This window comes from Acidovorax sp. Q11 (assembly GCF_054950075.1).
Window position 1 is genome coordinate 154,597 of sequence record NZ_JBUDZG010000002.1, and the last position, 26,634, is coordinate 181,230.

Consider the following 26,634-nt stretch of genomic DNA (forward strand, 5'->3'; position numbering starts at 1 on the left):
ATATATGCAAGAAGAAATAGTTCCAACTTCTGACGATATTGCCGCCCAGATAACACGCCTTGCAATAGCTCGTGGCATTCAGCCCAACAGCCCTGTCAAAGTCCACATTCTTACCAGCAAAAATTCAGATGGATTATATCAGATTGGCACACTACAGGAGTGGGCCGATAAATACTACTCCGGTTTGGATGCGGCTACTCTCGATAATAGAGCTGCGCTCATAAGGGAAAATTTTAATCATGCAAAAAACATCAATGCAAGCGTGGGTGTCAGAGTTTTTAGCAGGGACGAAGCAAAAATAATTAAAGAGCAGATCGTGGCAATTTGGGGTAATGTTACAAATATCAATTTTATTTTTGAAGATAATCCGTCGAAGGCCGATATTCGTATCGGCATCAACGCGGTAAAAGCTTCGGAGGAGCCGTCAGTTTCCATCAATTTTGTTCCGGGAGACGGTGGTGCCGGATACCTAGGGCCCAAAAGACCAAATGACGTATTTCTTGAGGATTCGTATGCAAAGGACTTATTGAATGCCAAAAGTATCAATACTTTAGCACACGAATTTGGGCATGCCTTGGGCCTCTCGCACCCCGCGCGTGGACTACAAGAAAATGGAGAATTTGATGGCAGGCTAGATAAAGAAAAATACGATACCGCCCAGTGGTCACTAATGAGTTATATATCTCATGGTGGTATGCGTCGCATCACTCCCATGTTAATGGATGTAGTCGGCCTCAAGGCAATGGGATTCTTGCGCAACGACCTCAACAGTGGGGACACTGAGCACATCATAGATGTTCCGAATGGAGCAAAAACCATATTGGACTCGGGTGGCAATGACACTCTGGCAGCCAAGTACAAAGGCGCAGATGGTCTTATTAGAGTAAGCGAGCAAGATGCCATTATCGATCTTCGCGCTACCGATTTCACGGCGGGTAAAGCGTACTTCAGCTCAATACCAACTATTGGTACGAATATTGACAACGTCGCTATTTACGAAAGCACAGCAATTGAAAATGCCACAGGCGGCAAAGGCCACGACAAACTGATCGGCAACGACTTGGCCAATGTGCTGGACGGTGGGGAGGGTAACGACACACTTGAAGGCGGAGCAGGTTCTGACACCTATAAGTTCAGCGGCAAATTCGGCAAAGACAGTATTGACGAAAGCACCGCTATGGGCGGGAACGAAGAAGGGACCATCCTGATCAGCAACATCGCGATTGCTCCTACTGGCGAGATGGTCGGCCAATACGCTTCTGGCAATGGCTCGTTGCACACGTTCAAAGCCAAGATCAACGGACAAGCCTACACCTACACCCTCAAGACCAGCGAAACCAGTGGCGATCAACTTGTCATTGCGAAGACGGGGGAAGTGGCCAACACGATCACACTCAATCACGTTAATCGTGAAGCGTTGTTCAGCGAAAAGGGCTACTTGGGTGTCAAGCTGGCAACTACACCTAAGGTGTTGCTCCGAAGTTCTTTGGGGCCTAACCCTTTAGAGGATGCAACATTTAATCCCGCCACTGTCAGTGGCAGCTCTGCCGTGACTGAGCACGGGGGGGAACTACTCGCGCTGTATCTCAACCGCCCTGCCAAGGCGGGCGACACCATCACGTTGTCCTTGAGCGATCTCAAGGACAAATTCAAGGCCATCCTGGGTGATGTGACTGTGCCTGCGGACGGCGCCGTGATCACGCTGTCTGAGGGCCAGATGATGGTTCCGATTGCACTGGTGCAGGAAGGCGCCGAGGTGGATGCCAGCGGGGCGGCGCTGATCACGGCGACGTACCAAGGGCAGCCTATGCCAGAGCTGGCGCAGGCTCAAGCCCAGGTGGCTGTGTCTAACGCCTGGGGGATTGAGCTAAGCGATGTGTTGGATACGACCACGATAAAGAATGGGGACCAGCGCCCACCCATCAAAGGGCTGGGCAATGGCAGGGAGGTTTTCGATTGGAACAAGGTAGAGCGGGGGGCAGATGGTGATCTGATCGGCGGCATAGCCGAAGCAAACTTCAACGATGTGCTCAAGGGCTTTAATGGTTCCAATGATCTGCTGAATGGTCTGGGTGGTAATGACGCGCTTGAGGGGCGCAGTGGTGACGATGAGCTGCGCGGTGGGGAGGGGGATGACCTGTTGGTGGGGGGCAATGGCTCAGATCTATTGCATGGGGACGCAGGGAACGATTTCATTCTTACGGCAGATGATCTTGGTCAAATTCAGCGTGTTTACGTTGATGACAAGGTCGATATACCCGCAGGTGAGACGTTGTTGGTGGATGGCAGTGCTTGGGCTGCTTCTACGGGGGATGGCGGAAAGTTTTGGACTATTTACGGTGCTGAAATCGGGGTTCGAGATTCTGCAAGTGATGCCGCATTTGGCGGAGACGGCGACGACATGATTACTGGAGGCAAGGGGGCCGACTACTTGAGTGGTGATGCGGGCGACGATGTCTTGTGGGGGATGGACCATGGTGATGTTCTTCACGGGGGTGATGGCAAGGATGTCATCAATGGTGACGGTACGACTACACCCAATAAGCTCCAAACAATGGATATCGCGCTTCATGGCGATGATTTTCTGGATGGTGGTGCCGATGACGACACGCTGTTCGGGCAGGGAGGCAGTGACGCGCTCTATGGTGGGGTGGGAAGCGATGTGCTTTATGGCGATGACAAGTCAGAGTCCGATTTGGCTGCAGCCCACCACGGCGAGGACTATCTCAACGGGGAAGATGGTGCGGACAGCTTGTTTGGTGGAGGTAAGGACGACGTTCTTGTGGGTGGCGCGGGTGAAGATGAACTTTGGGGGGATGGCAGTGTTGCCAACCTTGCCGGGGAGCACCATGGCGATGACTACCTGGACGGTGGTGCCGACTCTGATGATTTGGTTGGTGGTGGTGGTGACGACACCCTGCTTGGTGGAGAGGGGGACGACCAACTCACCGGTGATGACTTTGATGCCACTCTGAAAGGGGAACACCACGGGCGGGACTATCTGGATGGTGGTGCCGGTGCCGACGTTATGGTGGCAGGCGGCAACGACGATGTGCTGATCGGCGGAGCGGGCAACGACAACATGCAAGGTGATACCGAAGGCAGCAAACTGGGTGGCATCTTCCATGGCGACGATGATCTGGATGGTGGCGAGGGCGACGATGACTTGTGGGGGCAAGGGGGCAATGATTCGCTGGTGGGGGGAGCGGGCAACGACCGTATGGAGGGCGATGCCGAAGGCAGCAAACTGGGGGGCACCTTCCATGGTGACGACGATCTAGATGGTGGCGAGGGCGACGATGACTTGTGGGGGCAGGGGGGCAATGATTCGCTGGTGGGGGGAGACGGCGATGATCAGCTTTTGGGAGATGACACGGGAAGCGCTCTGAGCGGTGAGCACCATGGAAGAGATCACTTGGACGGCGGCGCAGGTGCCGATGTGATGCAAGGTGGCGGCAGCGACGACTTTTTGACCGGTGGTGCAGGCAATGACCGCATGGATGGTGATGATGAGGTGAGCAGCCTAAGCGGCTCATTCCACGGCAATGACGATCTGGATGGCGGCGAAGGCGATGACGAAATGTCGGGTGGTGGTGGCAATGACACACTCCGGGGCGGGGATGGCAACGATTGGATCGCTGGTGAGGATGAAACCCGCTTTGATTCCGTGAGCACTCTTACCGGCGATGACCTGATTGATGGTGGCGCAGGCGATGACATGCTGGTTGCCGGCAACGGTAACGACACCTTGCTTGGGGGCGCCGACAACGATCACCTTTACGGCGGAGCTGGTGCTGATGTGCTGGATGGGGGTTCTGGCACCAATGTGCTCAAAGGGGGCGCGGGTGACGATGTCTATGTGTGTGCGGAGGATGGCTCCCACGCGATTGTGGACAGTGAGGGCAACAACCTTGTTCAGGGTGTTGAAGGGATGTCCGCCTCTGTGCTGCTCGATGGCACCCTGGTGTTTGCTTCTGCGAGCAAGACGGTTTCCATTGCCGAGGCGATGCTCGGCGGGTTTTCTGGTTTGGTCGAGGCGGGTGGCGGCTCCGTTACCTTGGCGGACTATGTCACGAGCAATGTGCGCACAGAGGTCTTTACCGTTAGCAATGCCGATGGCGCGAGTGCCTTGGGAGGCGCATTGGCGGATGACATCCAGCTCAATGGCAAGGGCTCTACGGTGCAGGCTGGCCAGGGCGATGACAAGATCAAGACCAGCACATCGGCCACGCGCATTGTTCTGAAGCGTGGGGATGGTTCAGACACAGTTTTGATTGAAGAGCTTCCTACGCCCGGCAAACCGTTGGCAGAAAAGCTGCTGCTGGAGTTTGGTGCTGGAATTTCGGCCAACGACATCGTTACGGAATACTCGGCAGAGGACGACAGTCTGGTGATTCAGTATTCAGACTTGCCTGGCGACAAGCTGGTGGTGAAGTACCTGAGTTTGATCACCGTGCCCATGTTGGAGAACATTCCCGTAGGGAGGCTGAAGTTTTCCGATGGTTCTGTGGTCGATTTCAGCTACGAGGAAGCATCGGCCGATGAAGATGCGGCCTTTGAGTACACCGTGCCTGGGAGTGCTTTCTCTGGCTTGGGCGCTGGCGCTACCTACACCGCTAGCCTGGCCAGTGGGCAGCCATTGCCTGCATGGCTTCAGTTTGACCCCGCCACTAAAAAGTTTAGCGGTACACCCGCTGACGCAGATGTGGGCCGCCTGGCTTTGCGGGTGGTTGGGACGGACGCCCAGAATGTGTCTGCCAGCCACGCCTTTGCGCTGGTGGTTCACAGCACCAACGACGCACCCACCGCTGGGGCGCCGCTTCAGGCGCAGGTGTTCAAGGAGAACGTCGCATGGAGCTACACGCTTCCCAGTGGCAGCTTCGCGGATGCAGACGCGGGCGATGTGTTGACCTTGAGCGCAACCCTGAGCGATGGTGGCCCGCTGCCCCCATGGTTGCAGTTTGACTCTGCGACGGGAAGACTTTTCAGCATGCCCGGACTCGGGCTGGCGACCAATCTCAGCCTGAAGATCACAGCCACCGATGCCAAGGGAGCGCAAGCGCATCAGCCGCTGGTCTTGAATGTGGAGTCTGCACTGAACTTGATGGGCTATGACCATGTGATTGGAACGCCTGGCAACGATGCTGTTGTGGGCGATGCACTCAAGAACATTCTTATTGCGGGGTATGGCGACGACACTTTGGATGGCCAAGGAGGCGATGACCTTTTGTTGGGGGGGAACGGCGACCAGATGCGCGGCTATTACCAGGGGTATGGTTCTGATACCTACCTTTTTGGCAGGGGAGATGGCAATGACATCATTCGTGATTTTTCTATGCAGGCGAATGAGCTGGACACTCTCCGCTTCAAGGCGGGTGTCAATCCTGCAGATGTCTTGGTGCGGCGTGATGAGAACTCACTGATTTTCTCCATCTCGGGTAGTCAGGACAGCATTCGTGTCGATGACTACTTCCTGGAGACATCTGGTGTCAATCGCAAGATCGAAAGGGTGCAGTTTGTTGACCACCCTGCCATCCAGTGGGATGTGGCCGAGATCAAGGCCAGGGCGTTGATTGGTGGCGCCGGACCTGAGCGGATTCAGGGGTACGAATCCAATGACCTTTTGCAGGGCAATGGGGGTGACGACACCCTGATAGGTGGGGCGGGCGATGACCGCTATGTTTTTGGTGCTTACGACGGGAAGGACTCAATCACCGAAGGCGAGGGCCAAGGGGTTGACCAGCTTGTTTTTGCCGCTGGTGTTTTGCCAACGCAGGTGGTGTTGATTCGGACGCGCGAGGCAGCTGCTGGAAACACAACGCCGCCCGAGAAGTTGGTCGTCCGGGTGGTGGATGGGAACACGGAAGTATGGGTGTCTGGCTTCTTCGAGGGGCAGAACCAGTCGGGCATCGAGTCCATCAAGTTTGCTAACGGAACGGTCTGGGACCGAACCTACATCCTTGCAAACGTTACCGGCGGCAGTGGTGCGGTAGACACCTTCACCGGCACCACTGGCAACGATCAATACACCATCGACAACGCTGCAGACAAAATTGTTGAGCAAATCAACGGTGGCAATGACACGGCTCTTTCCAGTGTCTCTTACGTGCTCCCTGCCAATGTGGAAAACCTCACCTTGACGGGCGTGATCTCTGTGAACGCGACTGGAAACACAGAAAACAACGTGATTCGCGGTAACTCGGCAGCCAACTCAATCGATTGGGGTGGCGGTGGAGACGATCAGTTGTACGGGGGGCAAGGAGATGACACCTACAAGGTCTATGCCGACTACACGCAGTATTCGCAGTGGTACGAGGTAAGTGGGCCACTGAGCGCGCGAATTTATGAAAACGCTGGTGAGGGCTTGGACACGTTGTTGACGAACGCTTTTTATGCAGCGCTGCCGGAGCACGTGGAAAAACTGACCGTGACTTCGTTCCGGACTGGAAGCATCCGGCATTCGCTCGCTGAGAAGCCGCTGGCGCAGTACAAGGGGAACAGTGGGGACAACACCATTGATCTGCTGGCGGTGAATTCCAGCTTTGTGCCTATTGAGGTGGAGGGCGGTGGAGGTAACGATTTACTCATCGGCTCATACTCTCTCAAAGATACGGCCAGCTACGAGTCCGCTTCTAGTGGAGTCACGGTATCGCTTCAAACTACCACTGCGCAAGATACGGGTGGGGCAGGCGTGGACACCCTTATGAATTTCGATCATCTCAAAGGGAGCGCATTTAACGATGTTTTGTCAGGCAACTCTGGCGACAACAGCTTCTGGGGCGGCGCGGGTACTGATCGGCTGGTGGGGCGCGAGGGGAACGACAGCTACTACATTGACAGCCCGCTGGATGTGATCGTTGAAGAGGTGGGGCAAGGCACAGATGTGGTTTACACGAGCTTCAATGCGGCTTTGCCCGAGAACGTGGAGCGCTTGATCGCTTTGGATGAAACCTCAAGCCTGACCTTGAGTGGCAACAGTGCCGACAACCTCATCGTGGGGGGCACGCTGGGTGGCGTACTGAATGGAGGAGAGGGAAATGACCGCCTTGAAAGCCGAGGTGGAGCCAGTGCACTGAACGGTGAGGCTGGAAACGATACGCTGGTTGCGTACTACGGCAATGACACGATGCGCGGTGGTGAAGGAGATGATGTTTATCTGTTCAGCACAGTGAATGGCCAAGACGTGATCAAGGCGCTGGAAGCGGATGCTGTTGTGTCTGAGCGCAACGTTCTGGATTTGCGCGGTAGCGGAAAACTCCCCGCTCACGTGCAAGTCAAGCGAAGTGGGGAGCATCTGCTTCTCCAGTTGGGAGAAAGCTCCATTTTGGTGGAACAGTTCTTTCGGAACAACGATCCGCAGAATCGCCGAAACCCGCTTCAAGCCATCATGTTTTCGGATGGGACCCTGTGGGAAATTCCGCAGATTGCGAGCATGGTCCGTGTTAATTCAGCCCCGGTCTTGACGAAGTCGATTGCTGACCTGTCTATTCCTGAGGGTACATCTCTTGATTACCTGATCCCTTCAGGCACTTTTACGGATTCTGATGTCGGAGATACGTTGACTTATTCGGCGACGCTGGCCAGCGGTGAAGCGCTTCCGTCCTGGCTGCGTTTTCAGAGCCAACGCTTGGTTGGCACTCCTGCGGCCGGCACTACGAGCCTTGCCGTCAAAGTGACTGCCACTGACTCAGAGGGGTTGAGCGTTTCAGACGTATTCAACATTGACATCGCTGTTGAGAACAAAACCATTCGTGGAACTGCGGGCAACGACACGCTTCGTGGGGGCGGTGGCAATGACGCAATTACTGGCCTGGGTGGCAAGGACCAATTGCATGGCGGAAACGGGAACGACAGCCTTGATGGCGGGGCCGGAGACGACTCTCTTTATGGTCAGGCGGGCGCTGATACCTTGATCGGTGGCCTGGCCAACGACTCTCTGTCGGGGGGCTCAGGCAATGACATCTTTGAGTTCAACAAAGGAGATGGCCAAGACACGCTGGACGCCATCGACGTCAAAACGGCTGTTGATAAATTGCTGGTGCATGGGTGGCTGGCGTCGGAGGTTCTACTGCAACGTTCAGGCAATAACTTGGTCGTGCGGATGGGGGCAGCGGACCAGGTCACTGTGTCCAACTATTTCCAGGCAGACTCATTGCAAGATGGCGCTCCAGCCGATAGCAAAATCGATCAGATTGTCTTTGACAGTGGTGAGGTGTGGGATCAGGCGAAGATCTCTGCGGTAATTGCTGCCGGTGGTGGCACCGGCCCTGGAAATCCCCCGCCGTCCTCATACACCTACGCTTATGTGTTGCCCGACCAAAACGCGGACTACAGCCTTTCAGGCAATGGTGCTTACATCTTCAAAGGCAATAGCAAGGCGAACAAACTGACTGGCAATGACGGCGCCAATGTCATCAATGGTGCTGCTGGCAACGACACGTTGACGGGTGGCAAAGGTGGAGACACATACTTCATGGAAGCCGGTACCGGCCAGGACACCATTGTCGAAAATGACAGCACTTCCAACGTCACTGACTTGTTGCAGTGGGGCTCGAATGTTCGGCATGACCAGATCTGGTTGCGAAAAGCGGGCAATAACCTGGAAGTGAGCGTTATCGGTACAAGCGACAAAGCAATTGTTAAAGACTGGTACGTCGGCTCCAGTCGCCGTGTGGAGCAGATCTGGGCCAATGGCAAAGTGCTCACCGATGCCAAGGTGCAGTCACTGGTTGACGCGATGGCCGCGTTCTCGCCGCCGTCTGCCGGGCAGACTGCTTTGCCAGCTGGCTACCAAACGGCACTCAACCCGGTGATTGCCGCAAACTGGCAGTAGTGCATGGCGCCTTGTTGTTGAAGCGATGATCGCGGGGCACCCTAAAATCCCCGCGCCATGCACAACCCCCACCACCCCCATGTCCTGCCCGTGCGCGATGGCGTGAGCCCCAGCTGTGTGGTGCTGCCCACACACGGGCAGGGCAGCATGCTGGACTTTCTGGCCCAGCGGCTACCGGTGGTGGCCCGCGATGAATGGCGCGAGCGCATGTTGGCGGGCGACGTGGTGGACGAGCGCGGCCAGCCAGTGGTGCCTGAGCGGCCGTTTGAGGGCGGGCTGCGCCTGTACTACTACCGCAGCCTGCCTGCTGAGCCTGTGCTGCCCTTCAGCGAGGTGGTGCTGTATCAGGACGAGCACCTGGTGGTGGCCGACAAGCCGCACTTCATGCCCGTGACGCCCTCGGGCCGGTATCTGCACAACACACTGCTGGTGCGGCTCAAGCGCCAGTTGGGCCTGCCCGAGCTGTCACCGCTGCACCGCATCGACCGCGACACGGCCGGGCTGGTGATGCTGTCGGTGCAGCAGCGCACGCGCGGTGCCTACCAGGCCTTGTTCCGCGACCGGCAGATCACCAAGCATTACGACGCGATCGCGCCCTGGTGTGCGGATGTGGCCTTTCCCCGCGAGCATGTCAGCCGCCTGGAGGAGAGCCCGCAGTTCTTTCGCATGCAGGAGGTGCCTGGCGAGCCCAACAGCCACACCCACATGCAGGTGCTGGAGGCGGCAGGCGGCTGGGCGCGCTACCGCCTGTCGCCCATCACCGGCAAGCGGCACCAGCTGCGCGTGCACATGGCGGCCCTGGGGCTGCCGCTGCGCAATGACCCGTTCTACCCGGTGGTGAACGACCCGCCCGAGGGCGATTACTCGAAACCTCTTCAGCTGCTGGCGAGGTCGCTGGCGTTTGTGGACCCGGTCACCGGGGCGCAGCGGGTGTTTGAGAGCCGACAGTCCCTGCACTTGCCCATGGGTGGGTAGGTTCTCTTCACGCACTCGCAGGTGTTAGGGCACACGCGCCCTTGCCGGGCATCGGTAATTTTGCAAGGGTTTTCCCTAGGTTTTGACAGGCCATTGCCGACAGCGCTGTTTGCATTACTCAGTGAATCGGGTACTTTGTCTGCCTCATATGCACGCCTTTGCATAAATTACAGAAAAGCACCAGATGATTTCGTCAAACACCCGCCATTCAGTGGCGTTCAAACTTTCGGCAACCGCCTTGTTCAGCCTGCTGGTGGTCTTGCTGGCCACCATGGGCATCGTCAGCGGCCTGCTCTGGAACGACTTTGGCCGCCTCTCGCGGGACGATGCCACGCAGTACGCCGCCCAGGTGCGCACACTGGTGCAGACCTTTGACGAAACCGCGCAAGAGCAGGCCCGGCGCGATTTCACCCTGTTCAAGGCGAATTTCCAGGGCCCCTTCTCGGTGGCCGACGTGCCCGGCGCAGATGGAAAACCCGAGGCAGTGTTGTCGTTCCAGGGCACGGCCCTGAACGGCGATTTCGGTGTGGTGGACCGCTTTTCCAAAAACAGCGGTGGCGCAGTGGCCACCATTTTTGCTCGCACGGGGGATGACTTCATCCGCGTGACCACGTCGCTCAAGAAGCAGGATGGCGAGCGCGCCTACAAGACCCTGCTGGACCGCAAGCACCCGGCCTATGCCCTGATGAACGAGGGCAAGACCTACATCGGCCGCGCCAGCCTGTTTGGTCGGGAGTACATGACGGTGTACGAGCCCATTCGCGAGGGCAACCGCACCATCGGCATTTTGTTCATCGGCTCCGACATGGGGGCCATCCTGGGCAAGCTCGACACCGTGATGGCGGGGCAGAAGCTGTTTGCCACCGGGGCGGTCTATGCGGTCAACCTGTCAGCAGGCCCTGCACGGGGCAACATTTTTGGCCTGCCGGGCGCGGGCAAGTCCCTCAAGGTGGACGAAAAGGACGAGCAGGCCAAGGCCTGGATGGCGGCACTGGCGGCAGTGGGGCAGGCGGGCGATCTGGAGTCGGACTGGTCCCCGCGCCGCAGCGGTGAGGGTGACCGCGCCACGCGCTATCTGGCGGTGGAGCACTACAAGCCCTGGAGTTGGGCCATTGTGGCCGAGGCGCCCCTGACCGAAATGATGAGCGAGGCCCGCAATGTGCTGGTCTGGCTGTGGCTGGGGGTGGTGGTGGCCCTGGCTTTGCTGACAGTGGTGCTGGTAATGGCCACCCGCCGCCTGGTGGGCGCGCCCGTGCAACAGCTGAGCACCGCGCTGGCCTATCTGGCGCAGGGCGATCTCACACATGCGGTGTCGGTGCGGTCTCGTGACGAAATCGGCACGCTGGCCCAGGCGATGGAGGGCTTTCGCGCCCGCCTGGTGGAAAGCCTGGGCACCGTGCGCACCAGTGCCGACAGCGTCTCGGCCGCCAGCACGGAAATCGCCCAGGGAAACCAGGACCTCTCGGGCCGCACCGAGAGCCAGGCCAGTGCGCTGGAGCAGACGGCCGCAAGCATGGAACAGCTGGGCGCCACCATCCGCCACAACGCCGACAGCGCCAGCCAGGCCAACCAACTGGCCGTGGGCGCCAGCCGCGTGGCGCAGCAGGGTGGAGAGGTGGTGTCCAAGGTGGTCAGCACCATGCAGGACATCAACAGCAGCAGCCAGAAGATCGCCGACATCATCGGCGTGATCGACGGCATTGCGTTCCAGACCAACATCCTCGCGCTGAACGCTGCCGTGGAGGCCGCCCGTGCGGGTGAACAAGGCCGTGGTTTTGCGGTGGTGGCGGCCGAGGTGCGCAACCTGGCCCAGCGCACCGCCGCAGAGGCCAAGGCCATCAAGGAGCTGATTGGCGCGAGCAGTGCGATGGTGCAGCAGGGCTCGGTGCTGGCCGACCAGGCGGGCACCACCATGCAGGAGGTGGTCCGCTCGATCCAGCGCGTGGCCGACATGGTTTCCGAAATCAGCGCCGCAAGCAATGAACAGACTGCGGGCGTGGGTCAGGTCGGCGAGGCCGTCACGCAGCTGGATCAGACCACGCAGCAGAACGCCGCACTGGTGGAAGAAATGGCCGCCGCCGCCAGCAGCCTGCGCACGCAGGCGCAGCAGATGGTGGAGGCGATTGCGCGGTTCAATCTGGGGCAGGATGCGACATCCATTCGGGGCTGAACGCGTCCACCCATGAAAAAACCCGCCAAGCTGTGAAGCCTGGCGGGTTTTGTATTTGGAGCGGGTGAAGGGAATCGAACCCTCGTATGAAGCTTGGGAAGCTGCCGTTCTACCATTGAACTACACCCGCGAAGCCTTGGATTATAGGCAGCATCCGGCTTCTGGCTTGAAAGCGGTTCGTGCAAGTGCGCAAACCGCATATGCATAGCCGATCTTGTTGGTTGGGCGTGGGGTCTTTGGGCTCTAAATTCCTTTCACCTGCCCTGCGCTGCAGGCACTCCACAGACACCGAAAGGAATCCGATGACCACACCACGCAGTTCTTCAACGCAAGCCCCATGGCGCCAATGGCTACGTGCCTGCATGGCTGGGGGCGTGGTGCTGTTCAGCGGTTCTTTGCTGGCCGCCCCCCCATCCCCGCAGGCCCCCTGGTCACCACCGAATGGCTGGCGCAGAACCTGGACAACCCGCAGGTACGCATTGTGGAAGTGAGCGTGGACCCGGGCCTGTACGAACGTGGCCATGTGCCGGGGGCGGTCAACTTTTCGTGGCACCAGGATCTGAACGACCGGGTGCGGCGCGACATCGTGGGCAAGGAGGCGTTCGAGGCCTTGCTTTCAAAAGCCGGGGTCAAGCAGGACACCACGGTGGTGTTGTATGGCGACACCAACAACTGGTTTGCCGCCTGGGGCGCGTGGGTGTTTGACATCTATGGTGTCAAGAACGTGAAGCTGCTCGACGGCGGCCGCAAGAAGTGGGAGGCCGAAAACCAGCCGCTGAACAACCGCGTGCCCGAGTTTGCAGCCACCAGCTACAAGGTGTCCAAGGTGAACACTGACCTGCGCGCCCGCCTGTCGGACGCCCTGGCGGCGGCCGAGGGCAAGAGCAACGCGAAGCTGGTGGACATTCGCTCGGCCGACGAATACACGGGCAAGATTTTTGCGCCTGCCGGGGTGCCCGAGCTGAGCATCCGCGCTGGCCACATCCCCGGCGCGGCCAATGTGCCCTGGGGCCAGGCGGTGAAGGAGGACGGCACCTTCAAGTCGGCCGAAGACCTGAAAAAGCTCTACGCCAGCGCAGGCGTGGACGGCAGCAAACCCATCATCACCTACTGCCGTATTGGCGAGCGCTCCAGCCACACCTGGTTTGCGCTGTCCAAGATCCTGGGCTACAGCGTGAAGAACTACGACGGCTCGTGGACGGAATACGGCAACGCGGTGGGCGTGCCCATCACCAACCCGGCGGGCACCATCTGGGCCGCCAAGTGATGGGGTTTGCCGACAGAACCTTTTGGGAAGAAGGTGCAATGCAAAACAAAGAGAGTTTCTGATTTTTGGTAGGGGGTCTCTTTTACAGCCCGCTTCGTGCGGGCTTTTTTATGCACGGGGGGTTCATGGCGTTCAAGGTCAATTTTTCTCATGCAGGCGCCCTGGCGCTGGTGGTGGTGCTGGGTGTTGCTGCCCATGCAGTGCAGGCGCTGCCTGGCGGGCGCACGCTGGTGTTTGCGCTGACCACGGGCGCGGTGCTGGGGCTGGTGCTGGTGCTGCAGCGCACGCGCTTCTGTTTTTATTGCCATGCGCGCGACTGGTTTGAAGATGGCAACCCGCGCGGGCTGCTGGCCATCGTGCTGGCGCTGGCCGTGGGGGTGGTGGGTTATACCGTGGTGCTGGGCAGTTGGCTGCCCGTGCCCCAGCCTGGAAAGCTGCCGCCCGACATGCACATTGGCCCGGTGAGCTGGGTGCTGGTGGCGGCGGGGCTGTCGTTTGGCGCGGGCATGGTGGTGTCGGGCTCGTGCATCAGCGCGCACTGGTACCGGCTGGCCGAGGGTTCCGCCGTGTCGCCGTTTGCGCTTTTCGGGTCGGCACTGGGCTTCATCCTGGGTTTCACCACTTGGAACCCCTTGTGCAGCCTGAGCGTGGCCGATGCACCCGTGGTCTGGCTGCCCGCGCACCTGGGATATGGCGGGGCGCTGCTGGTGCAATTGGGCGCGCTGGCGCTGGTGGCGGCCTGGTTGTGGCGCGGTTTTGCGCGTGAGGCGGCCGCTGACTCGGCGAAGGAGGGCGTGCCCAGCCTGGGTGTGGTGTGGCGCAACCTGTGGGCTGGGCGCTGGCCTTACTGGGTAGGGGGCCTGGCGGTGGGGCTGATCGGCGCTTTAGCCATCGTGCGCATGCGGCCGCTGGGCGTGACGGCCACGCTGGGCAGTGCGGCACGCCAGTGGGCGCAGGGGCAGGGCTGGATTCCCCATCGGCTGGAGGGGCTGGATGGTTTTGCAGGCTGCGCCACAGCGCCTCAGTCCACCTGGTTCACACCCAATGCTTTGCTGCTGGCCGGGCTGGTGGCGGGGGCGTTTGTTGCGGCCCTGGCCAGCCGCCAATTTGCGCTGCGCTGGCCCACCTGGCGCGATGCCATGCGGGGCCTGTCGGGTGGTGTGCTGCTGGGCTGGGGCGCGATGACGGGGCTGGGCTGCACCATCGGCACATTGCTGTCGGGTGGCATGGCGGGGGCGCTGTCGGGCTGGGTGTTTGGAGCGGCCGTGTTTGCGGCCGTTTGGGCGGGGCTGCGGCTCAAGCGGGTATGGCCTGCCGGACGCTGAGCACCTGTCTCAGGGGCCGTCCGATACACTGCGGCTCGCATGGATTCCCGCACGAGCACCTGCATGAACACGATGACCCCGATGGCCCGGCGCTGGCTGGTGGTGATGGCCGCAGGCCTGTGCGGCTGCGCCTATTCACCGCCCGCGCCGTTCATCATTGTGGGCAACGATAAGGTGGTGTCCATCAACTGGGAAAACTCCACGCTGGGCCCGGATGGCGCTCAGCAGGCGGCCGACAAACACTGTGCGCGGTATGGCCTGCAGGCGGAGCTGGCTGTGCAGGTCAGCCGTTTTGAGGTGGCCTACCGCTGCGTGTAGGTGCGCAGCGGTGTGGAGTGACCAAAAGTTTGAGCTTTTTTAGCCCTTTCCGCGCACCCCATCTATGTAAGCAGCTATAAAAAAATAGCTATTGCGGTATGGATGGCGCGGTGAACAGGGCGGAGAAGAGAAGGGCTACTTGCCGCTCTGGATGTCCCCCAGGCACAGGTACTTGATCTCCACATAGTCGTCCATGCCGTAGTGCGAGCCCTCGCGGCCCAGGCCCGACTGCTTGACGCCGCCAAAAGGCACATGCTCAGTGGCCAGGATGCCCACGTTGGCGCCCACCATGCCGTATTCCAGCGCCTCGGTCACGCGGAAGATGCGGCCCACGTCGCGGCTGTAGAAGTAGCTGGCCAGGCCAAACTCGGTGTTGTTGGCCGCATCGATGGCCTCCTGCTCGGTCTTGAACTTGAAGACCGGGGCGAAGGGGCCAAAGGTTTCCTCGCGGGCGCAGAGCATGTCGGCCGTGGCGTTGGCCACCACGGTGGGTTCAAAGAACTGGCCTGAGCCCAGGGCGGTGAGGCGCTGGCCGCCCGCCACCACCTGGCCGCCCTTGGCCAGCGCGTCATCCACATGGCGCTGCACTTTCGCCAGCGCGGCTTCCTCAATCAGCGGGCCCTGGTTCACGCCGGCTTCAAAGCCGTTGCCTACCTTGGCCGTCTTGACCTTGGCGGCGAACTTGGCCACGAACTCGTCGTACACACCTTCCTGCACATAAAAGCGGTTGGTGCAGACGCAGGTCTGGCCCGCGTTGCGGTACTTGCTGGCGAATGCGCCTTCCACGGCGCTGTCGATGTCGGCGTCGTCAAACACCAGGAAGGGCGCGTTGCCACCCAGCTCCAGCGACATCTTCTTGACCGTGGGGGCGGACTGCGCCATCAGGATGCGGCCCACTTCGGTGCTGCCGGTGAAGCTGATGTGGCGCACCACGTCGCTCGCACACAGCACCTTGCCGATGGCGATGGAGTTGTCGCTGTCGGCGGGCAGGATGTTGAACACCCCCGCCGGGATGCCTGCGCGCAGGGCCAGCTCGGCCGCGGCCAGGGCCGTGAGCGGCGTCAGCTCGGCGGGCTTGATGACCACGGGGCAACCTGCGGCCAGGGCAGGGGCCACCTTGCGCGTGATCATGGCCAGCGGGAAGTTCCACGGCGTGATAGCGGCGCACACGCCGATGGGCTGCTTGAGCACCATCAAGCGGCGGTTGTTGTCGAACTGGGGCAGGGTCTCTCCGTTGATGCGCTTGGCTTCTTCGGCAAACCACTCCACAAAACTCGCGCCGTAGGCCACTTCGCCCTTGGCCTCGGCCAGCGGCTTGCCTTGCTCGGCCGTCATGATGCGGCCCAGGTCGTCCTGGTTCGCCATGAGCAGGTCGTACCACCTGCGCAGGATGATGCTGCGCTCCTTGGCGGTCTTGGTCTTCCAGGGGCCCCAGGCGGCGTTGGCGGCGGCAATGGCGGCCTCTGCATCGGCCGGGCCCAGGTTGGCCACGTCGGCCAGCTTCAGGCCCGTGGCGGGGTCGTTCACGTCAAAGCGGCTGCTGCCCGCCACCCACTGGCCATTGATGAGGCCGTCGGTCTTGAGCAAGGTGGGGTCGTTCAGCAGGGCGAGGGGGGAGGTCTTGGTGTCCATGTTGTCTCTCATCGGTAGGGCCGGAACAGGGCGCAGGGTAGCGCCATTCGACATGCAAAGCGGTTGCCTTGGAATACGCCACCGGAAGGCAGCGCATGGCGTCGGGTTGAGAAAATTTAAATCGGCTGTAGCGCGCGATAGATAAGCGCTTTAAGCTATCAAATGGATAGTGATTTTTAGCCGAGACTGCGGAACCTACCGGTCAATGATGCGCCGCGCGAACCGCTCCAGGTACTCCATCAGCTGCTCGGCCCCGGCCATGGCCTGGGCTTCGTCGCCGCTGGCAATGCCCTGGGCTAGCTGCAGGTGGGCGCGGGCGCCTTCCGACACCTCGCCCTCGTGCTGGTAGGCATACCAGAAGCGGCGGCACTGCACGATGAGCGGCTGCACGCATTTGGCGGCCGAGTGGTTCTGGCTGGCCTGGTGCACCACCACGTCAAGCGCATGGTCGGCCTGCATGTAGTCATCCAGGTGGCCGCGTGCGGCGGCTTCCACCATCTTCTCGGCGCAATGCATGATGGCCTGACGCAGCGGTGCCGTGGCGCGGCGCGCGGCGCAGGACGCGATCAGACGCTCCAGCACGCGGCGGGTCTGGATCACGTCCAGGTGGTCGGCCAGGTCGATGTGCGACACCAGCAGCCCGCGCCGGGGCTGCTGCGCAATCAGCCCGATGGAGACCATGCGCAGCAGCGCCTCGCGCACGGGGGTGCGGCCCAGGCCGGTGCTTTCCACAATTTCGGCTTCCACCACGGGCGAGCCGGGCTGCAGCTGCAAGGTGGAGATCATGGCCTCGATGGCGTCATAGGCCACGTCGGCCGCGCGTCGCTTGGGTGCGAGGTCTCGCAGGGGGGGGGCACTGCGGGTAGTCATGGGGAGCTGGGTGTGAGGGGCGGGGTTGCGGACCGCATCTTAGTGGCTTGCGGAAGCGGCCCCGCTGCCATCAGGTCAGGCTAGCGCCCGCCTTGCGCAGCTCGGCAATCTGCGGAGCCTTGGGCAGCCACAGCTTGTCGAACTCCTGGATGATGCCGTCGGGGTTGAAGGAAGACGCCGTCTTAAAGGCGATGGGCGTGCCCTTGAATTTCTCGATCAGCCCCGTCTCGGTGGTCACGATGTCGTTGATCTGCGCGTCGAGCGACTGGGCCACCAGCTTGCGGATGATCTCTTTGTCCTTGGCATCCAGCCCTTGCCAGATGCGGCCCGACACCAGTGGCGCAAACGGCATGAACAGTGCGTTCATCTGCAGCAGCGTCTTGGCCACCTTGTCGAAGCGCTGGTTCCACGAGAACTCGATGTCGGCCTCCAGTCCATCGACCTGGCCGTTGCTCATGGCGTCGAACACTTGCGGCGTGGGGATGGGCGTGGGCGCGGCGCCCAGCATTTGATAGAAGTCGCGGTACACGGGCGTGGGGTTGATGCGCAGCTTCATGCCCTTGATGTCGGTGGGCAGGTTGATGTCCTTGGTGGAGAATACGGCGCGCATGCCGGTGATGCCCCAGCCGAGGCCAATGGTGCCGGTCTCGCGCGGCAGCACCTCCAGCAGCTTGGTGGCGGCCGGGTGCTTGACCAGCTTGGCGACGGCGGGCGTAGAGCGCACTAGGTAGGGCGCATTGATGGCCGCGATGCTCGACACACGTGAGCCCAGCTCGGCCGCCTGGATCCAGCCCATGTCGAGCGCGCCGGACTGCAACTGCTGCATCATCGCGGCCTCGTTGCCCAGCTGGCCGGAGTGGAAGACGGTGACGCTCAGGCGGCCGTCGGTGTCTTTTTTCAATGCCTCGCCAAACTGCAGCGCGGCGCGGTTCCACGAATGGCCTGCGGGCGTGATCAGGCCCAGGCGAAACTCCTTGGCGTCTGCCGCACGCACCAGGGCCGGAAACCCCAGCCCCGTGACGGTGGCGGCGGCTACGGCGTGGCGCTGGATGAAATGGCGGCGGGTGACAGTGTGGGCGGACTGGGTCGTCATGGTGAACTCCGTGTGAAAGAACGTTGGGAGGGGGACGGATCTGTCGAACGGCATGCCTTGCTACTTGAGCAGGCCGAGCGACAGGCTGGGGAACAGCGACAACATCACCAGCGCCACACAGCTGATGATGAAAAACGGCAGGGTGACGATGAACATCTTTCCGGGCTTGGCCCCGGTGACGGCCGATGCGACAAAAAAGCTCAGGCCCACGGGGGGGGTCATTAGCCCCAGCACTAGGTTGACGACGATCACCACGCCAAAGTGGCGCGGGTCGATGTGATAGACCTCGGTGGCAATGGGCAGAAGGATGGGGGCGGTCATGATGAGACCGGGGATGCCGTCGATCACCGTGCCGATGACCAGCAGAATCACGTTGGTGAGCAGCAAAAAGGTGACCGGATCATGCGCGACGGTCTGCACCCAGGCGGCCACCATCTGTGGCACCTTGCCGTAGATCAGCAGCCACGAGAAAACGGCCGCTGCCGCCACCAGGAATAGCACAATGGCAGAGTAAATCGCCGAGCGCAGCAGGATGGTCGGCATGGCGCTGAAGCGGAACTCCTTGGTCACATAACGGCCCACAAGAGCCGACGCCAGCGCGCCTACGGCGGCCGATTCGGTGGGGTTGGCCAGGCCACTCAGGATGGAGCCCACGATGATGATGGGGATCAGCAGTGTGGGGCTGGCTTGCACCACGGTGCGTGCACGCTGGGCCAGCGTGCGTTTCTCGCTGCGCGGGTAGTCGTATACAAAGCCCATGAGTGCGATCACGACAAAGAACAGCAGCGTGAGCAGGATGCCCGGCAGTATGCCCGCGATCAGCATGTCGCCCACGGCCACCTGGGCCAGCACGCTGTAGACCACGAACATCACTGAGGGCGGGATGATGGGTCCCAGCATGCCTCCATACACCGTGAGGCCCGCCGCAAAGGTCTTGTCGTAGCCCTGCTTCTCCATCTCGGGCACCATGACCTGAGACATGATGGCCACCTGCGCGGTGGCCGATCCAATGATGGAAGACACCAGCATGTTGGCCAGGATGTTCACGTAGGCCAGCCCTCCTTTCACCGAGCCGATGAAGGCCATGGACAAGTCCACCAGCCGCCGCGTGATGCCACCGCTGTTCATGATCTCGCCGATCAGGATGAACAGCGGGATGGCGATGAGGCCATAGCTGTCCACTCCGCCGAACATCTGCATGGGGAAGGAATGGAACAGCACTGGGCTGCCGATGCTGAGGATGTACACCGCGCCCGACAGGCACAGGCACACGCCGATGGGCACGCCCACCATCAAGGCGGCGAGGAAGAACAGAGTGGTGATCATGGTCGAGGCTCGGTTGGGTTTACGGGCGTTGGGGCGCTCAGTTCACGGCGTCAGCGTTGATCACGTCGAAGCCCGCGTGCTGCACACGCTCCGCGGCGCCCATGTCTTCGAGCAGGTTGGCCAGCGCATGCACGCTGAAGGTGGCGGAGAAGATCGGCAGGATGAGCTGCAGCACCCAGGTGGGCCAGTTCAGCGTCTGGGTGCGCTCGGTGTAGAGGAAGTTGAAGCTCTCGGCTGCAAACTCTTTGGCGTCAAAGCCATAGCGTGCAATCCCGATGGGGTCCATCCACACCCAGCACATCACCAGCATGGCCAGACCAAACAGCAGCACGCCGAAGGTGGCCACCACCTTGAACGCCTGGGCACCGCGTGCGCCGAGGTGATCGGTCAGCATGGTCACTGCAAAGTCCATGCGCAGCCGCGTCATGACCGAGGCGCCCACAAAGGTCAGCCACACCACTGTGTAGACCGCCGCCTCGTCCACCCAATAGATGGGCATACCGGTGTAGCGCGTGACCACGTTGAGCAGGATGAGCAGCACCAGTAGCGTCATGAGGCCGGTGAGCACGTGTCGCTCCGTGCGCAGGATGTGCGAGGACAGCGCCAGCACCCAGCGAACAGGTGCACGCGGGGTGGCAACGGGTGGTGGGGTGTGGCTGTGGGTTGAAGACATGGTGCGGCGCTCGGAGTGAATGTGGTTGGGCAGGCGATTTGGTAATGCTGTTTATTGATATCTGGTTGATATATTTTTTGAGCAAGATGGATGCCTGTTGATAGTGGGTCGTGGCGTCGCTGCTGGGCTGTAGAAAAGGCTGTGGGTCAGGCAGGTGGTGCTGCGCTGGGGTCTTCCGGCGCAAGCCCGCCACAGGCGGCCAAGGTGGCGATGCGCGCAGGCGCGAGCAGGTGCCGGGGCGCGGCAGGTGTCCAGCCAAACAGGTGCTGTGTGGCCGCGCCGCAAATGCGGCCCTGGCAGGCGCCCATGCCGCAGCGGGTGTGCAGCTTTGCGTCGATCCAGCCCTGGCGCGGGGCCAGGTCGGCATAGGCCACGTCTTCGCAGCGGCATACCAGGGTGTCGGGGCGGGGCAAGGCCTTGAGCTGGTTGTTCAGCACAAACGAAGTCTGCAGCGCCTGGGCAAAACCTTCCCAGCGCGCAAGCTGCGCGCGCAGTGCCTGGGCCTGCGGCACTTGGCCTGCTGCCACATGGCCTGCAATCGCACCTTGCACCAGGGCCCGCTCACTGCCGCCAAAGCCCGTGTTTTCCCCGGCAGCAAACACACCTGCCACCGAGGTGCGCATCTGCGCATCCACCGCCAAGCCCAGGCCATCGCTCAGCGGCCCGCCGAGAGCGCAGCCCAGCAGCTGGCCCAGCTGGGTGTTGGGCACCAGGCCAAAGCCGCAGGCGATGCGGTCGCAGGCGATGGTTTCTTCTGCATGCGCGCCCTTGCGCAGCCGCACGGACTGCACCTGGGTGGTGCCTTGTGCCTCCAGCACATGGGTGTTGGCACGCAAACCAGTATTGAGTAGCGTGAGGGCCTGCAGCGCCTTAGCAGGCCAGCGCGGCAGTTGCGCCGCAAAGCCCGCCAGTAATGCCCAGGCGGCCTGCTCGGCAATGCGCACCACGCTGGCGCCTGCCTGCGTGGCCGTGGCTGCCGCCGCAAGCAGCAGCGGGCCGGTGCCAGCAATCACGATGCGCTGGCCGCGCACATCCATCCCCGCCTTGATGAGCGCCTGCAGCGCGCCAGCGCCCGTCACGCCGGGCAAGGTCCAGCCGGGGAAGGTCAGCAGCAGCTCGCGCGCGCCGGTGCACAGAATGATGCGGTGGCTGTGCTGGGTCCAGCCCCGGTTGGCGTCTTCCAGCAGCAGGGCGGGGGCCTTGTCGGTGGGCTGGCGTGCGCCCAGGCCCACCACCCGGGTGCCAGTCAGCACGCGGATGTTGCTGTGCTGTGCCAGGGCCGCGCGGTGCTGCTGCGCCAGCGGCGGCAGGGCCACCTGCGGGCCATCGCGCCAGATCTGTCCGCCGGGCTGGGGGTTGTCGTCTACCACCGTGATGGCGGCCCCGCTTGGGGCGGCGGCCAGGGCTGCGGCCATGCCAGCCGGGCCCGCGCCGATGATGAGGATGTCGCAGCGTTCGTGCATGGGGGTGGGGCGGTTCATGGGCATGGCATGGCGCTCCCCGGGGCGGTGCCTGCATCGGTGTCGATGGCCATGCCTTCGGTGCAGACCGTCTGGCAGGCCAGGCGGATGCGGCCCTGGATGCGCACGCGGCATTCGTGGCACACGCCCATGCCACACAGCGGTGCGCGCAGCTCGCCGGTGGTGGAGGTGCGTGTGGTGCCGGGCAGCTGCTGCGCCAGCGCGGCGGCTACGCTGGTGCCCGCTGGCACCTGCCGGGGAACGCCGTTGACGGCGATCTGCACGGTGCGCGGGGCGTTGGATGTGGATGTCATGCCGCGACCTGCAAATCAAAACGTTGCGCTGCGTAGGGCATGGGGTCTATCGAGGGCGTGCCCCCTGTGATCTGTGCGGCCAGCAACTGTGCCGTGGCGGGGGCGGTGGTCACGCCCAGGCCCTCATGGCCCACGGCCAGCCACAGGTGGGGGTGCGTGGGGTGCGGGCCGATGATGGGCAGGCTGTCGGGCGTGGCGGCGCGAAACCCTGTCCAGGTGCGGACGGCGTTCAAGTCTGCCAGGCCGGGCAGGTAGCCCAGCGCCCGCTGCAGCATGCGCGCCAGCACGGCGTGGTTGATGGCCGGGTCGGTGGTGTCGAACTCGCGCGACGAGCCAATCAGCAACTGCCCGGTGGGCCGGGGCTGCACATTGAAGGCCACCGAGGTGCCATCGCTGTGGTGCGCGCTGGTGATGTAGCCCAGCTCCACCAGTTGGTGGTGCACGGTGCCCGGGTAGCGGTCGGTGATGACGAGGTGGCCCTTTTTGGGGCGCAGCGGCAGGCCGGGGCACAGTTGCGGGGCTTGGATGCCGCTGGCCAGCACGATGGCGCCTGCGTTGCGCTGGCTGCCGTCGCGCAGGGTGACGGTGTGGCCGTCGATCTGCGTGGCTTCGGCCTGTTCAAAAACAACTTTCCCATGCGCTGCTGCCTGGTCCAGCAGCCATTGGGCCGCGCGCGGGGCATAGACCACGCTGTCGCCCCGCACCTTGAGTGCGCCTGCCAGACCGACGCGCAGCGCGGGCTCGGCGCGGGAGAGGGCGGCTGCATCCAGCATATCGCAGGTGATTCCTTGCGCTTGCAGGGTGGCGCGTTTGTCGTGTGCTGCCTGCAGTTCGGCATCGTTGGCGGCCAGCCAGAGCGTGCCGCAGGCGGTGAAGGCGCAGCCCGCATCCATCTGCGGGGCCCAGGCGTGCCAGAGGTCCAGGGAGGATTTGCTGAGCGCCAGTTCGGCGGGGTTGTCATCCATCACCACCAGGTGCCCCATGCCAGCGGCCGTGGCACCGCCCAGCCGCGCGTCGATGACACGTACCGACAACCCGGCCTGCGCGAGCGCATGGGCACAGGCCGCGCCGACGATGCCAGCGCCAATCACAAGGACATCGGTGGTTTGCATAGGGCCTGTGCGGATGGAAAGAGGCGCTTTACAGCCGGATGCCCCAGCCGAAGGGGTCGCTGTCTTCAATGAGCAGCGTGGCTTCGGCACTCATGTGCGCGCGGCCACGCAATGTGGGGATGAGCTTGCCATCGTCCTGCAGCGTGTAGCTGGCCTCGAACTGGCTGCCAATGATGCTGGCCTGGCGCCAGATGGCACCGGGAGCCAGCTTGCCATCGGCGGCCAGGCAGGCAATCTTGGCACTGGTGCCGGTGCCGCAGGGCGAGCGGTCATAGGCCTTGCCAGGGCACAGCACGTAGTTGCGGCTGTCCGCGTCATCATCATCAGCGAAGAGCTCGATGTGGTCGATTTCGCCGCCGTTGTCGCCGCGAATGCCCTGGTCCTTCAGGGCCTGCTGCACGGCGCAGCTGTAGTGCATCAGCGCCTCCAGGTTGTCGCTGGCCACGCGCTGGCCGTGGTCAGAGATCAAAAAAAACCAGTTGCCACCCCAGGCCACGTCGCCCACCACGCGGCCATAGCCGGGCACGTCCACCGCCAACCGGTGGTGCAGGCGGTACGCGGGCACGTTGCGCACGCTGACCGATCCATCGGCGTGCAAGGTGGTGGTGACGGTGCCCACCGGGGTTTCGATGCGGTGCTCGCCGGGCTGAATGTGGCCCATGTAGGCCAGCGATGCCACCAGCCCGATGGTGCCGTGGCCACACATGCCCAGGTAACCGCTGTTGTTGAAGAAGATCACGCCCGCCGCGTTGGCCGGGTCCTGGGGGGTGCAGAGCAGCGCCCCCACCACCACGTCGCTGCCGCGTGGCTCCAGCACGGTGGCGGCGCGCCAGGCATCGTGCTCGCGCGCCAGGCGCTCGCGTCGCTCGGCCATGCTGCCCGCACCCAGGTCAGGGAAGCCGCCGATGACAAGCCGTGTGGGCTCGCCGCCGGTGTGGGAGTCAAGGATCTGGATGCGTTTCATGGAGTTGTTTCAGGGGTGAGGGCTGAGAACGGGGTCAGTAACTTGCCAAAGGCACGGGCGCGGCATTGCGGAAGGTCAGCACCGTGATGGGCGCCTGCTTGAGGTTGCCCTTGTCATCGTAGGCGTAGGTGCCCGCCACGCCCTGGTGGCTGGATTGGAGCATCTGTGCGCCCACCTTGGCAGGCTGGGTGGAGTTGGCCTTTTGCATGGCGTCGGCCATGAACATCACCTGATCGTAGTAGGCGGCCGCATACGCGTCGGCATCCAGCTTGAAGCGTGCCTTGTACTTGGCCTTGAAGGCCGGGCCGTCGGCCACCTTGTCGAGCATGGTGCCGCCCTGGGCGCAGAACACGGTGTCGTTCACGGCGTCGCCACCCAGCTTGCCCACCTCGGGGCTGCACAGGGTGTCGCCGCCCAGCAGCTTGGCGGTAAGGCCGAGCTGCTTCATCTGCCGTGCCATAGGCGCAGCCTGAGGTGCGTAGCCGCCAAAGAAGATGGCCTGCGGCTGCTTGGCCTTCAGGCTGGTGAGGATGGAGAGGAAATCGGTGGCCTTGTCGGTGGTGAACTCCTGGCCCACCACCGTGAGGCCTTGCTTCTTGGCCTCCTTGGTGAACTGTTCGGCTACGCCCTGGCCAAAGGCAGTGCGGTCGTCGATCACGGCCACCTGTTTTACCTTGAGAATCTGCGCGGCATACACGGCCATGTTGGAGCCGATCTGCGTGTCGCTGGCGATGATGCGGAACAGGTTCTTGTAGCCGCCTTCCGTCACCTTGGGGTTGGTGCCCACAGTGGACACCATCGCGCCGCCGTCGTTGTAGACCCGTGACGCTGGGATGGCCACGCCAGAGCAGTACGGACCCATGACGAACTTCACACCGCTGTCCACCAGCTTCTGCGCCACGCTCACGCCGGTGCGCGCATCACACTGGTCGTCTTCCGACACGAGTTCGAATTTCAGCGTCTTGCCCTCAACCACGATCTTTTTTGCGTTGAGCTCCTCAACGGCCAGGCGCACGCCGTTCTCGTTGTCCTTGCCCGCAAAGGCATTGGGGCCCGAGAGCGGGCCGCTGTGGCCGATTTTGATGACCTGCTCTTGCGCGCTGGCGTGGTGGGCGTGGCCCACGAGCAGCAAGGCCGCGATGGCGGCGGGCGTGAGCGTCCGAAATCCGAAAGATGCACGTGTCATGGAAAACCTCTTGTGTGTGCGTGATGGAAAGGGCCGGTGTCTCGTCCGGCCCGGTGACGGCAACAGGTAAACGGGCGGCTCGTCAGGCGACGGACTGGTACTTGGTCGGACGGGTTTCGAGCGCCTTGCGGACCACACGCTCGACAAACGCGCGCTCTTCGCCCACCAGCGGCAGGCGGGGGCGGCGCATGTGTTCGGAGCCCACGCCCACCAGTACGTCGATGAGCTTGAGGTTCTGCACCAGCTTGTTGGACACATCCAGGTGCAGCATGGGCGTCATCCACTGGTACAGCGGCAGGGCCTCGGCAAATTGGCCCGCCTTCATCAGCTCGTACAGCGCCACGGTCTCACGCGGGAAGGCGCAGCCCACGCCAGCCAGCAGGCCGTCGCAGCCCAGCGCCAGGCCTTCGTAGGCGAGGTCGTCCACGCCCAGGAAGAGCTGGTAGCGGTTGCCCACGGTATTGCGCAGGTCGGTGATGCGACGGATGTCGCCCGTGCTTTCCTTGATGGCGGCGATCCACTCGCAATCGGCCAGCTCCAGCATGTGCTCGGGCTTCAGGTCCACGCGGTAGGCCACGGGGTTGTTGTAGACCATGAGCGGGCGCTGGGCGGCACCGGCCATGGCGCGCACATTGGCCATGGCCTCCCGCGCATCGGCCACGTAGATCACCGAGGGCATGACCATGTAGCCTGCCACACCCAGCTTGTTGGCGCCGTCGATGTAGCGCAGGGCCTCGCGGGTGCTGGTTTCGGACACATTGGCCAGCACGGGCACGCGGCCGTCGGCGGCTTCGAGGGCGATCTTTGCTACCTCTAGCTTTTCTTCCAGGCTGAGGGTGCTTGCTTCACCGAGCGAGCCGCAAGTGACCAGGCCATGGATGCCGTTGCGGATCTGAAAGTCGATGTGCCGTGCCGTGCCTTCGGCGTCGATGGATTCGTCGGCGTGGAACTTGGTGGTGATGGCGGGGAAGATGCCTTGCCAGCGGGGTTGAGGATTCATGGGAACGAGCTCCGGGGTGGGTGAGGAATTTAAGTATGTTGTAAATATATTAAAGAAATATTTGAAATGCAATGGGCGTTTTCATCTTTTTTGCAAAGTGCGTGTGAGCGTGGCCT

17 protein-coding genes and 1 tRNA gene are annotated in these 26,634 nt (G+C 62.1%); 6 read left to right on the forward strand and 12 right to left on the reverse strand.

Features of this window, described 5'->3' with window-relative positions; genetic code table 11:
• Positions 1-4: 4 nt before the first annotated feature.
• From ACYZGB_RS03125 to ACYZGB_RS03135, 3 genes are all read left to right on the forward strand, one after another.
• Positions 5-8,833, forward strand: coding sequence for a putative Ig domain-containing protein (locus ACYZGB_RS03125; protein WP_462386740.1), 8,829 nt, complete (start codon positions 5-7; stop codon positions 8,831-8,833).
• 57 nt (positions 8,834-8,890) lie between these two features.
• Positions 8,891-9,808 carry a pseudouridine synthase gene (locus ACYZGB_RS03130; protein WP_462386741.1) on the forward strand — a complete coding sequence of 306 codons (918 nt, stop codon included), beginning with the start codon at positions 8,891-8,893 and terminating at the stop codon, positions 9,806-9,808.
• 211 nt (positions 9,809-10,019) lie between these two features.
• Positions 10,020-11,978 carry a Cache 3/Cache 2 fusion domain-containing protein gene (locus tag ACYZGB_RS03135; protein WP_462386742.1) on the forward strand — a complete coding sequence of 653 codons (1,959 nt, stop codon included), beginning with the start codon at positions 10,020-10,022 and terminating at the stop codon, positions 11,976-11,978.
• A 56-nt stretch (positions 11,979-12,034) separates the two neighbouring features.
• On the opposite strand, the gene ACYZGB_RS03140 is transcribed toward ACYZGB_RS03135, so the two are convergent.
• Positions 12,035-12,108: transfer RNA gene (locus ACYZGB_RS03140), tRNA-Gly, on the reverse strand.
• A gap of 207 nt (positions 12,109-12,315) precedes the next feature.
• Here ACYZGB_RS03140 and ACYZGB_RS03145 point away from each other — a divergent pair.
• From ACYZGB_RS03145 to ACYZGB_RS03155, 3 genes are all read left to right on the forward strand, one after another.
• Positions 12,316-13,245 (forward strand): sulfurtransferase, encoded by a 930-nt coding sequence (locus tag ACYZGB_RS03145; RefSeq protein WP_462386743.1) that lies wholly within the window; start codon positions 12,316-12,318, stop codon positions 13,243-13,245.
• 125 nt (positions 13,246-13,370) lie between these two features.
• Positions 13,371-14,570, forward strand: a complete 1,200-nt coding sequence (locus ACYZGB_RS03150) for a YeeE/YedE family protein (protein ID WP_462386744.1) — start codon at positions 13,371-13,373, stop codon at positions 14,568-14,570.
• Between the two features lie 63 nt (positions 14,571-14,633).
• A complete protein-coding gene (locus ACYZGB_RS03155) occupies positions 14,634-14,888 on the forward strand; it encodes a hypothetical protein (protein ID WP_462386745.1) in 255 nt (84 codons plus the stop codon).
• 135 nt (positions 14,889-15,023) lie between these two features.
• On the opposite strand, the gene ACYZGB_RS03160 is transcribed toward ACYZGB_RS03155, so the two are convergent.
• The 11 genes from ACYZGB_RS03160 to ACYZGB_RS03210 form a co-directional block, all read right to left on the reverse strand.
• Positions 15,024-16,520: an NAD-dependent succinate-semialdehyde dehydrogenase gene (locus ACYZGB_RS03160; protein ID WP_462386746.1), complete on the reverse strand. Its 1,497-nt coding sequence runs from the start codon at positions 16,518-16,520 to the stop codon at positions 15,024-15,026.
• A 195-nt stretch (positions 16,521-16,715) separates the two neighbouring features.
• A complete protein-coding gene (locus tag ACYZGB_RS03165; RefSeq protein WP_462386747.1) occupies positions 16,716-17,390 on the reverse strand; it encodes a GntR family transcriptional regulator in 675 nt (224 codons plus the stop codon).
• 70 nt (positions 17,391-17,460) lie between these two features.
• Complete coding sequence (locus tag ACYZGB_RS03170) at positions 17,461-18,483, reverse strand: TRAP transporter substrate-binding protein (RefSeq protein ID WP_462386748.1); 1,023 nt, start codon at positions 18,481-18,483, stop codon at positions 17,461-17,463.
• Between the two features lie 60 nt (positions 18,484-18,543).
• Positions 18,544-19,809, reverse strand: coding sequence for a TRAP transporter large permease (locus ACYZGB_RS03175; RefSeq protein ID WP_462386749.1), 1,266 nt, complete (start codon positions 19,807-19,809; stop codon positions 18,544-18,546).
• 37 nt (positions 19,810-19,846) lie between these two features.
• Positions 19,847-20,482 carry a TRAP transporter small permease gene (locus ACYZGB_RS03180; protein WP_462386750.1) on the reverse strand — a complete coding sequence of 212 codons (636 nt, stop codon included), beginning with the start codon at positions 20,480-20,482 and terminating at the stop codon, positions 19,847-19,849.
• 146 nt (positions 20,483-20,628) lie between these two features.
• Entirely contained in the window at positions 20,629-21,963 is a 1,335-nt protein-coding gene (locus tag ACYZGB_RS03185) for an FAD-dependent oxidoreductase (RefSeq protein WP_462386751.1), read from the reverse strand.
• Positions 21,960-22,256, reverse strand: a complete 297-nt coding sequence (locus tag ACYZGB_RS03190; protein WP_462386752.1) for a 2Fe-2S iron-sulfur cluster-binding protein — start codon at positions 22,254-22,256, stop codon at positions 21,960-21,962. Before ACYZGB_RS03190 ends, ACYZGB_RS03185 begins: the two co-directional genes overlap by 4 nt.
• A complete protein-coding gene (locus ACYZGB_RS03195) occupies positions 22,253-23,368 on the reverse strand; it encodes an NAD(P)/FAD-dependent oxidoreductase (RefSeq protein ID WP_462386753.1) in 1,116 nt (371 codons plus the stop codon). The genes ACYZGB_RS03190 and ACYZGB_RS03195 overlap by 4 nt, the downstream gene beginning before the upstream one ends.
• A 28-nt stretch (positions 23,369-23,396) precedes the next feature.
• Positions 23,397-24,332, reverse strand: coding sequence for a 4-hydroxyproline epimerase (locus ACYZGB_RS03200; protein WP_462386754.1), 936 nt, complete (start codon positions 24,330-24,332; stop codon positions 23,397-23,399).
• Positions 24,333-24,366: 34 nt separating this feature from the next.
• Positions 24,367-25,518, reverse strand: a complete 1,152-nt coding sequence (locus ACYZGB_RS03205) for a branched-chain amino acid ABC transporter substrate-binding protein (protein ID WP_462386755.1) — start codon at positions 25,516-25,518, stop codon at positions 24,367-24,369.
• Between the two features lie 82 nt (positions 25,519-25,600).
• Entirely contained in the window at positions 25,601-26,518 is a 918-nt protein-coding gene (locus tag ACYZGB_RS03210; protein WP_462386756.1) for a dihydrodipicolinate synthase family protein, read from the reverse strand.
• Positions 26,519-26,634: the final 116 nt, after the last annotated feature.

What these genes read in the sequence shown, in the direction of transcription:
- ACYZGB_RS03125 (WP_462386740.1), top strand. Translation starts at nt 5, where the DNA reads ATGCAAGAAGAAATAGTTCCAACTTCTGACGATATTGCCGCCCAGATA.
- ACYZGB_RS03130 (WP_462386741.1), top strand. Translation starts at nt 8,891, where the DNA reads ATGCACAACCCCCACCACCCCCATGTCCTGCCCGTGCGCGATGGCGTG.
- ACYZGB_RS03145 (WP_462386743.1), top strand. Translation starts at nt 12,316, where the DNA reads ATGGCGCCAATGGCTACGTGCCTGCATGGCTGGGGGCGTGGTGCTGTT.
- ACYZGB_RS03150 (WP_462386744.1), top strand. Translation starts at nt 13,371, where the DNA reads ATGGCGTTCAAGGTCAATTTTTCTCATGCAGGCGCCCTGGCGCTGGTG.
- ACYZGB_RS03155 (WP_462386745.1), top strand. Translation starts at nt 14,634, where the DNA reads ATGAACACGATGACCCCGATGGCCCGGCGCTGGCTGGTGGTGATGGCC.
- ACYZGB_RS03160 (WP_462386746.1), bottom strand. Translation starts at nt 16,520, where the DNA reads ATGGACACCAAGACCTCCCCCCTCGCCCTGCTGAACGACCCCACCTTG.
- ACYZGB_RS03165 (WP_462386747.1), bottom strand. Translation starts at nt 17,390, where the DNA reads ATGACTACCCGCAGTGCCCCCCCCCTGCGAGACCTCGCACCCAAGCGA.
- ACYZGB_RS03170 (WP_462386748.1), bottom strand. Translation starts at nt 18,483, where the DNA reads ATGACGACCCAGTCCGCCCACACTGTCACCCGCCGCCATTTCATCCAG.
- ACYZGB_RS03175 (WP_462386749.1), bottom strand. Translation starts at nt 19,809, where the DNA reads ATGATCACCACTCTGTTCTTCCTCGCCGCCTTGATGGTGGGCGTGCCC.
- ACYZGB_RS03180 (WP_462386750.1), bottom strand. Translation starts at nt 20,482, where the DNA reads ATGTCTTCAACCCACAGCCACACCCCACCACCCGTTGCCACCCCGCGT.
- ACYZGB_RS03185 (WP_462386751.1), bottom strand. Translation starts at nt 21,963, where the DNA reads ATGAACCGCCCCACCCCCATGCACGAACGCTGCGACATCCTCATCATC.
- ACYZGB_RS03190 (WP_462386752.1), bottom strand. Translation starts at nt 22,256, where the DNA reads ATGACATCCACATCCAACGCCCCGCGCACCGTGCAGATCGCCGTCAAC.
- ACYZGB_RS03195 (WP_462386753.1), bottom strand. Translation starts at nt 23,368, where the DNA reads ATGCAAACCACCGATGTCCTTGTGATTGGCGCTGGCATCGTCGGCGCG.
- ACYZGB_RS03200 (WP_462386754.1), bottom strand. Translation starts at nt 24,332, where the DNA reads ATGAAACGCATCCAGATCCTTGACTCCCACACCGGCGGCGAGCCCACA.
- ACYZGB_RS03205 (WP_462386755.1), bottom strand. Translation starts at nt 25,518, where the DNA reads ATGACACGTGCATCTTTCGGATTTCGGACGCTCACGCCCGCCGCCATC.
- ACYZGB_RS03210 (WP_462386756.1), bottom strand. Translation starts at nt 26,518, where the DNA reads ATGAATCCTCAACCCCGCTGGCAAGGCATCTTCCCCGCCATCACCACC.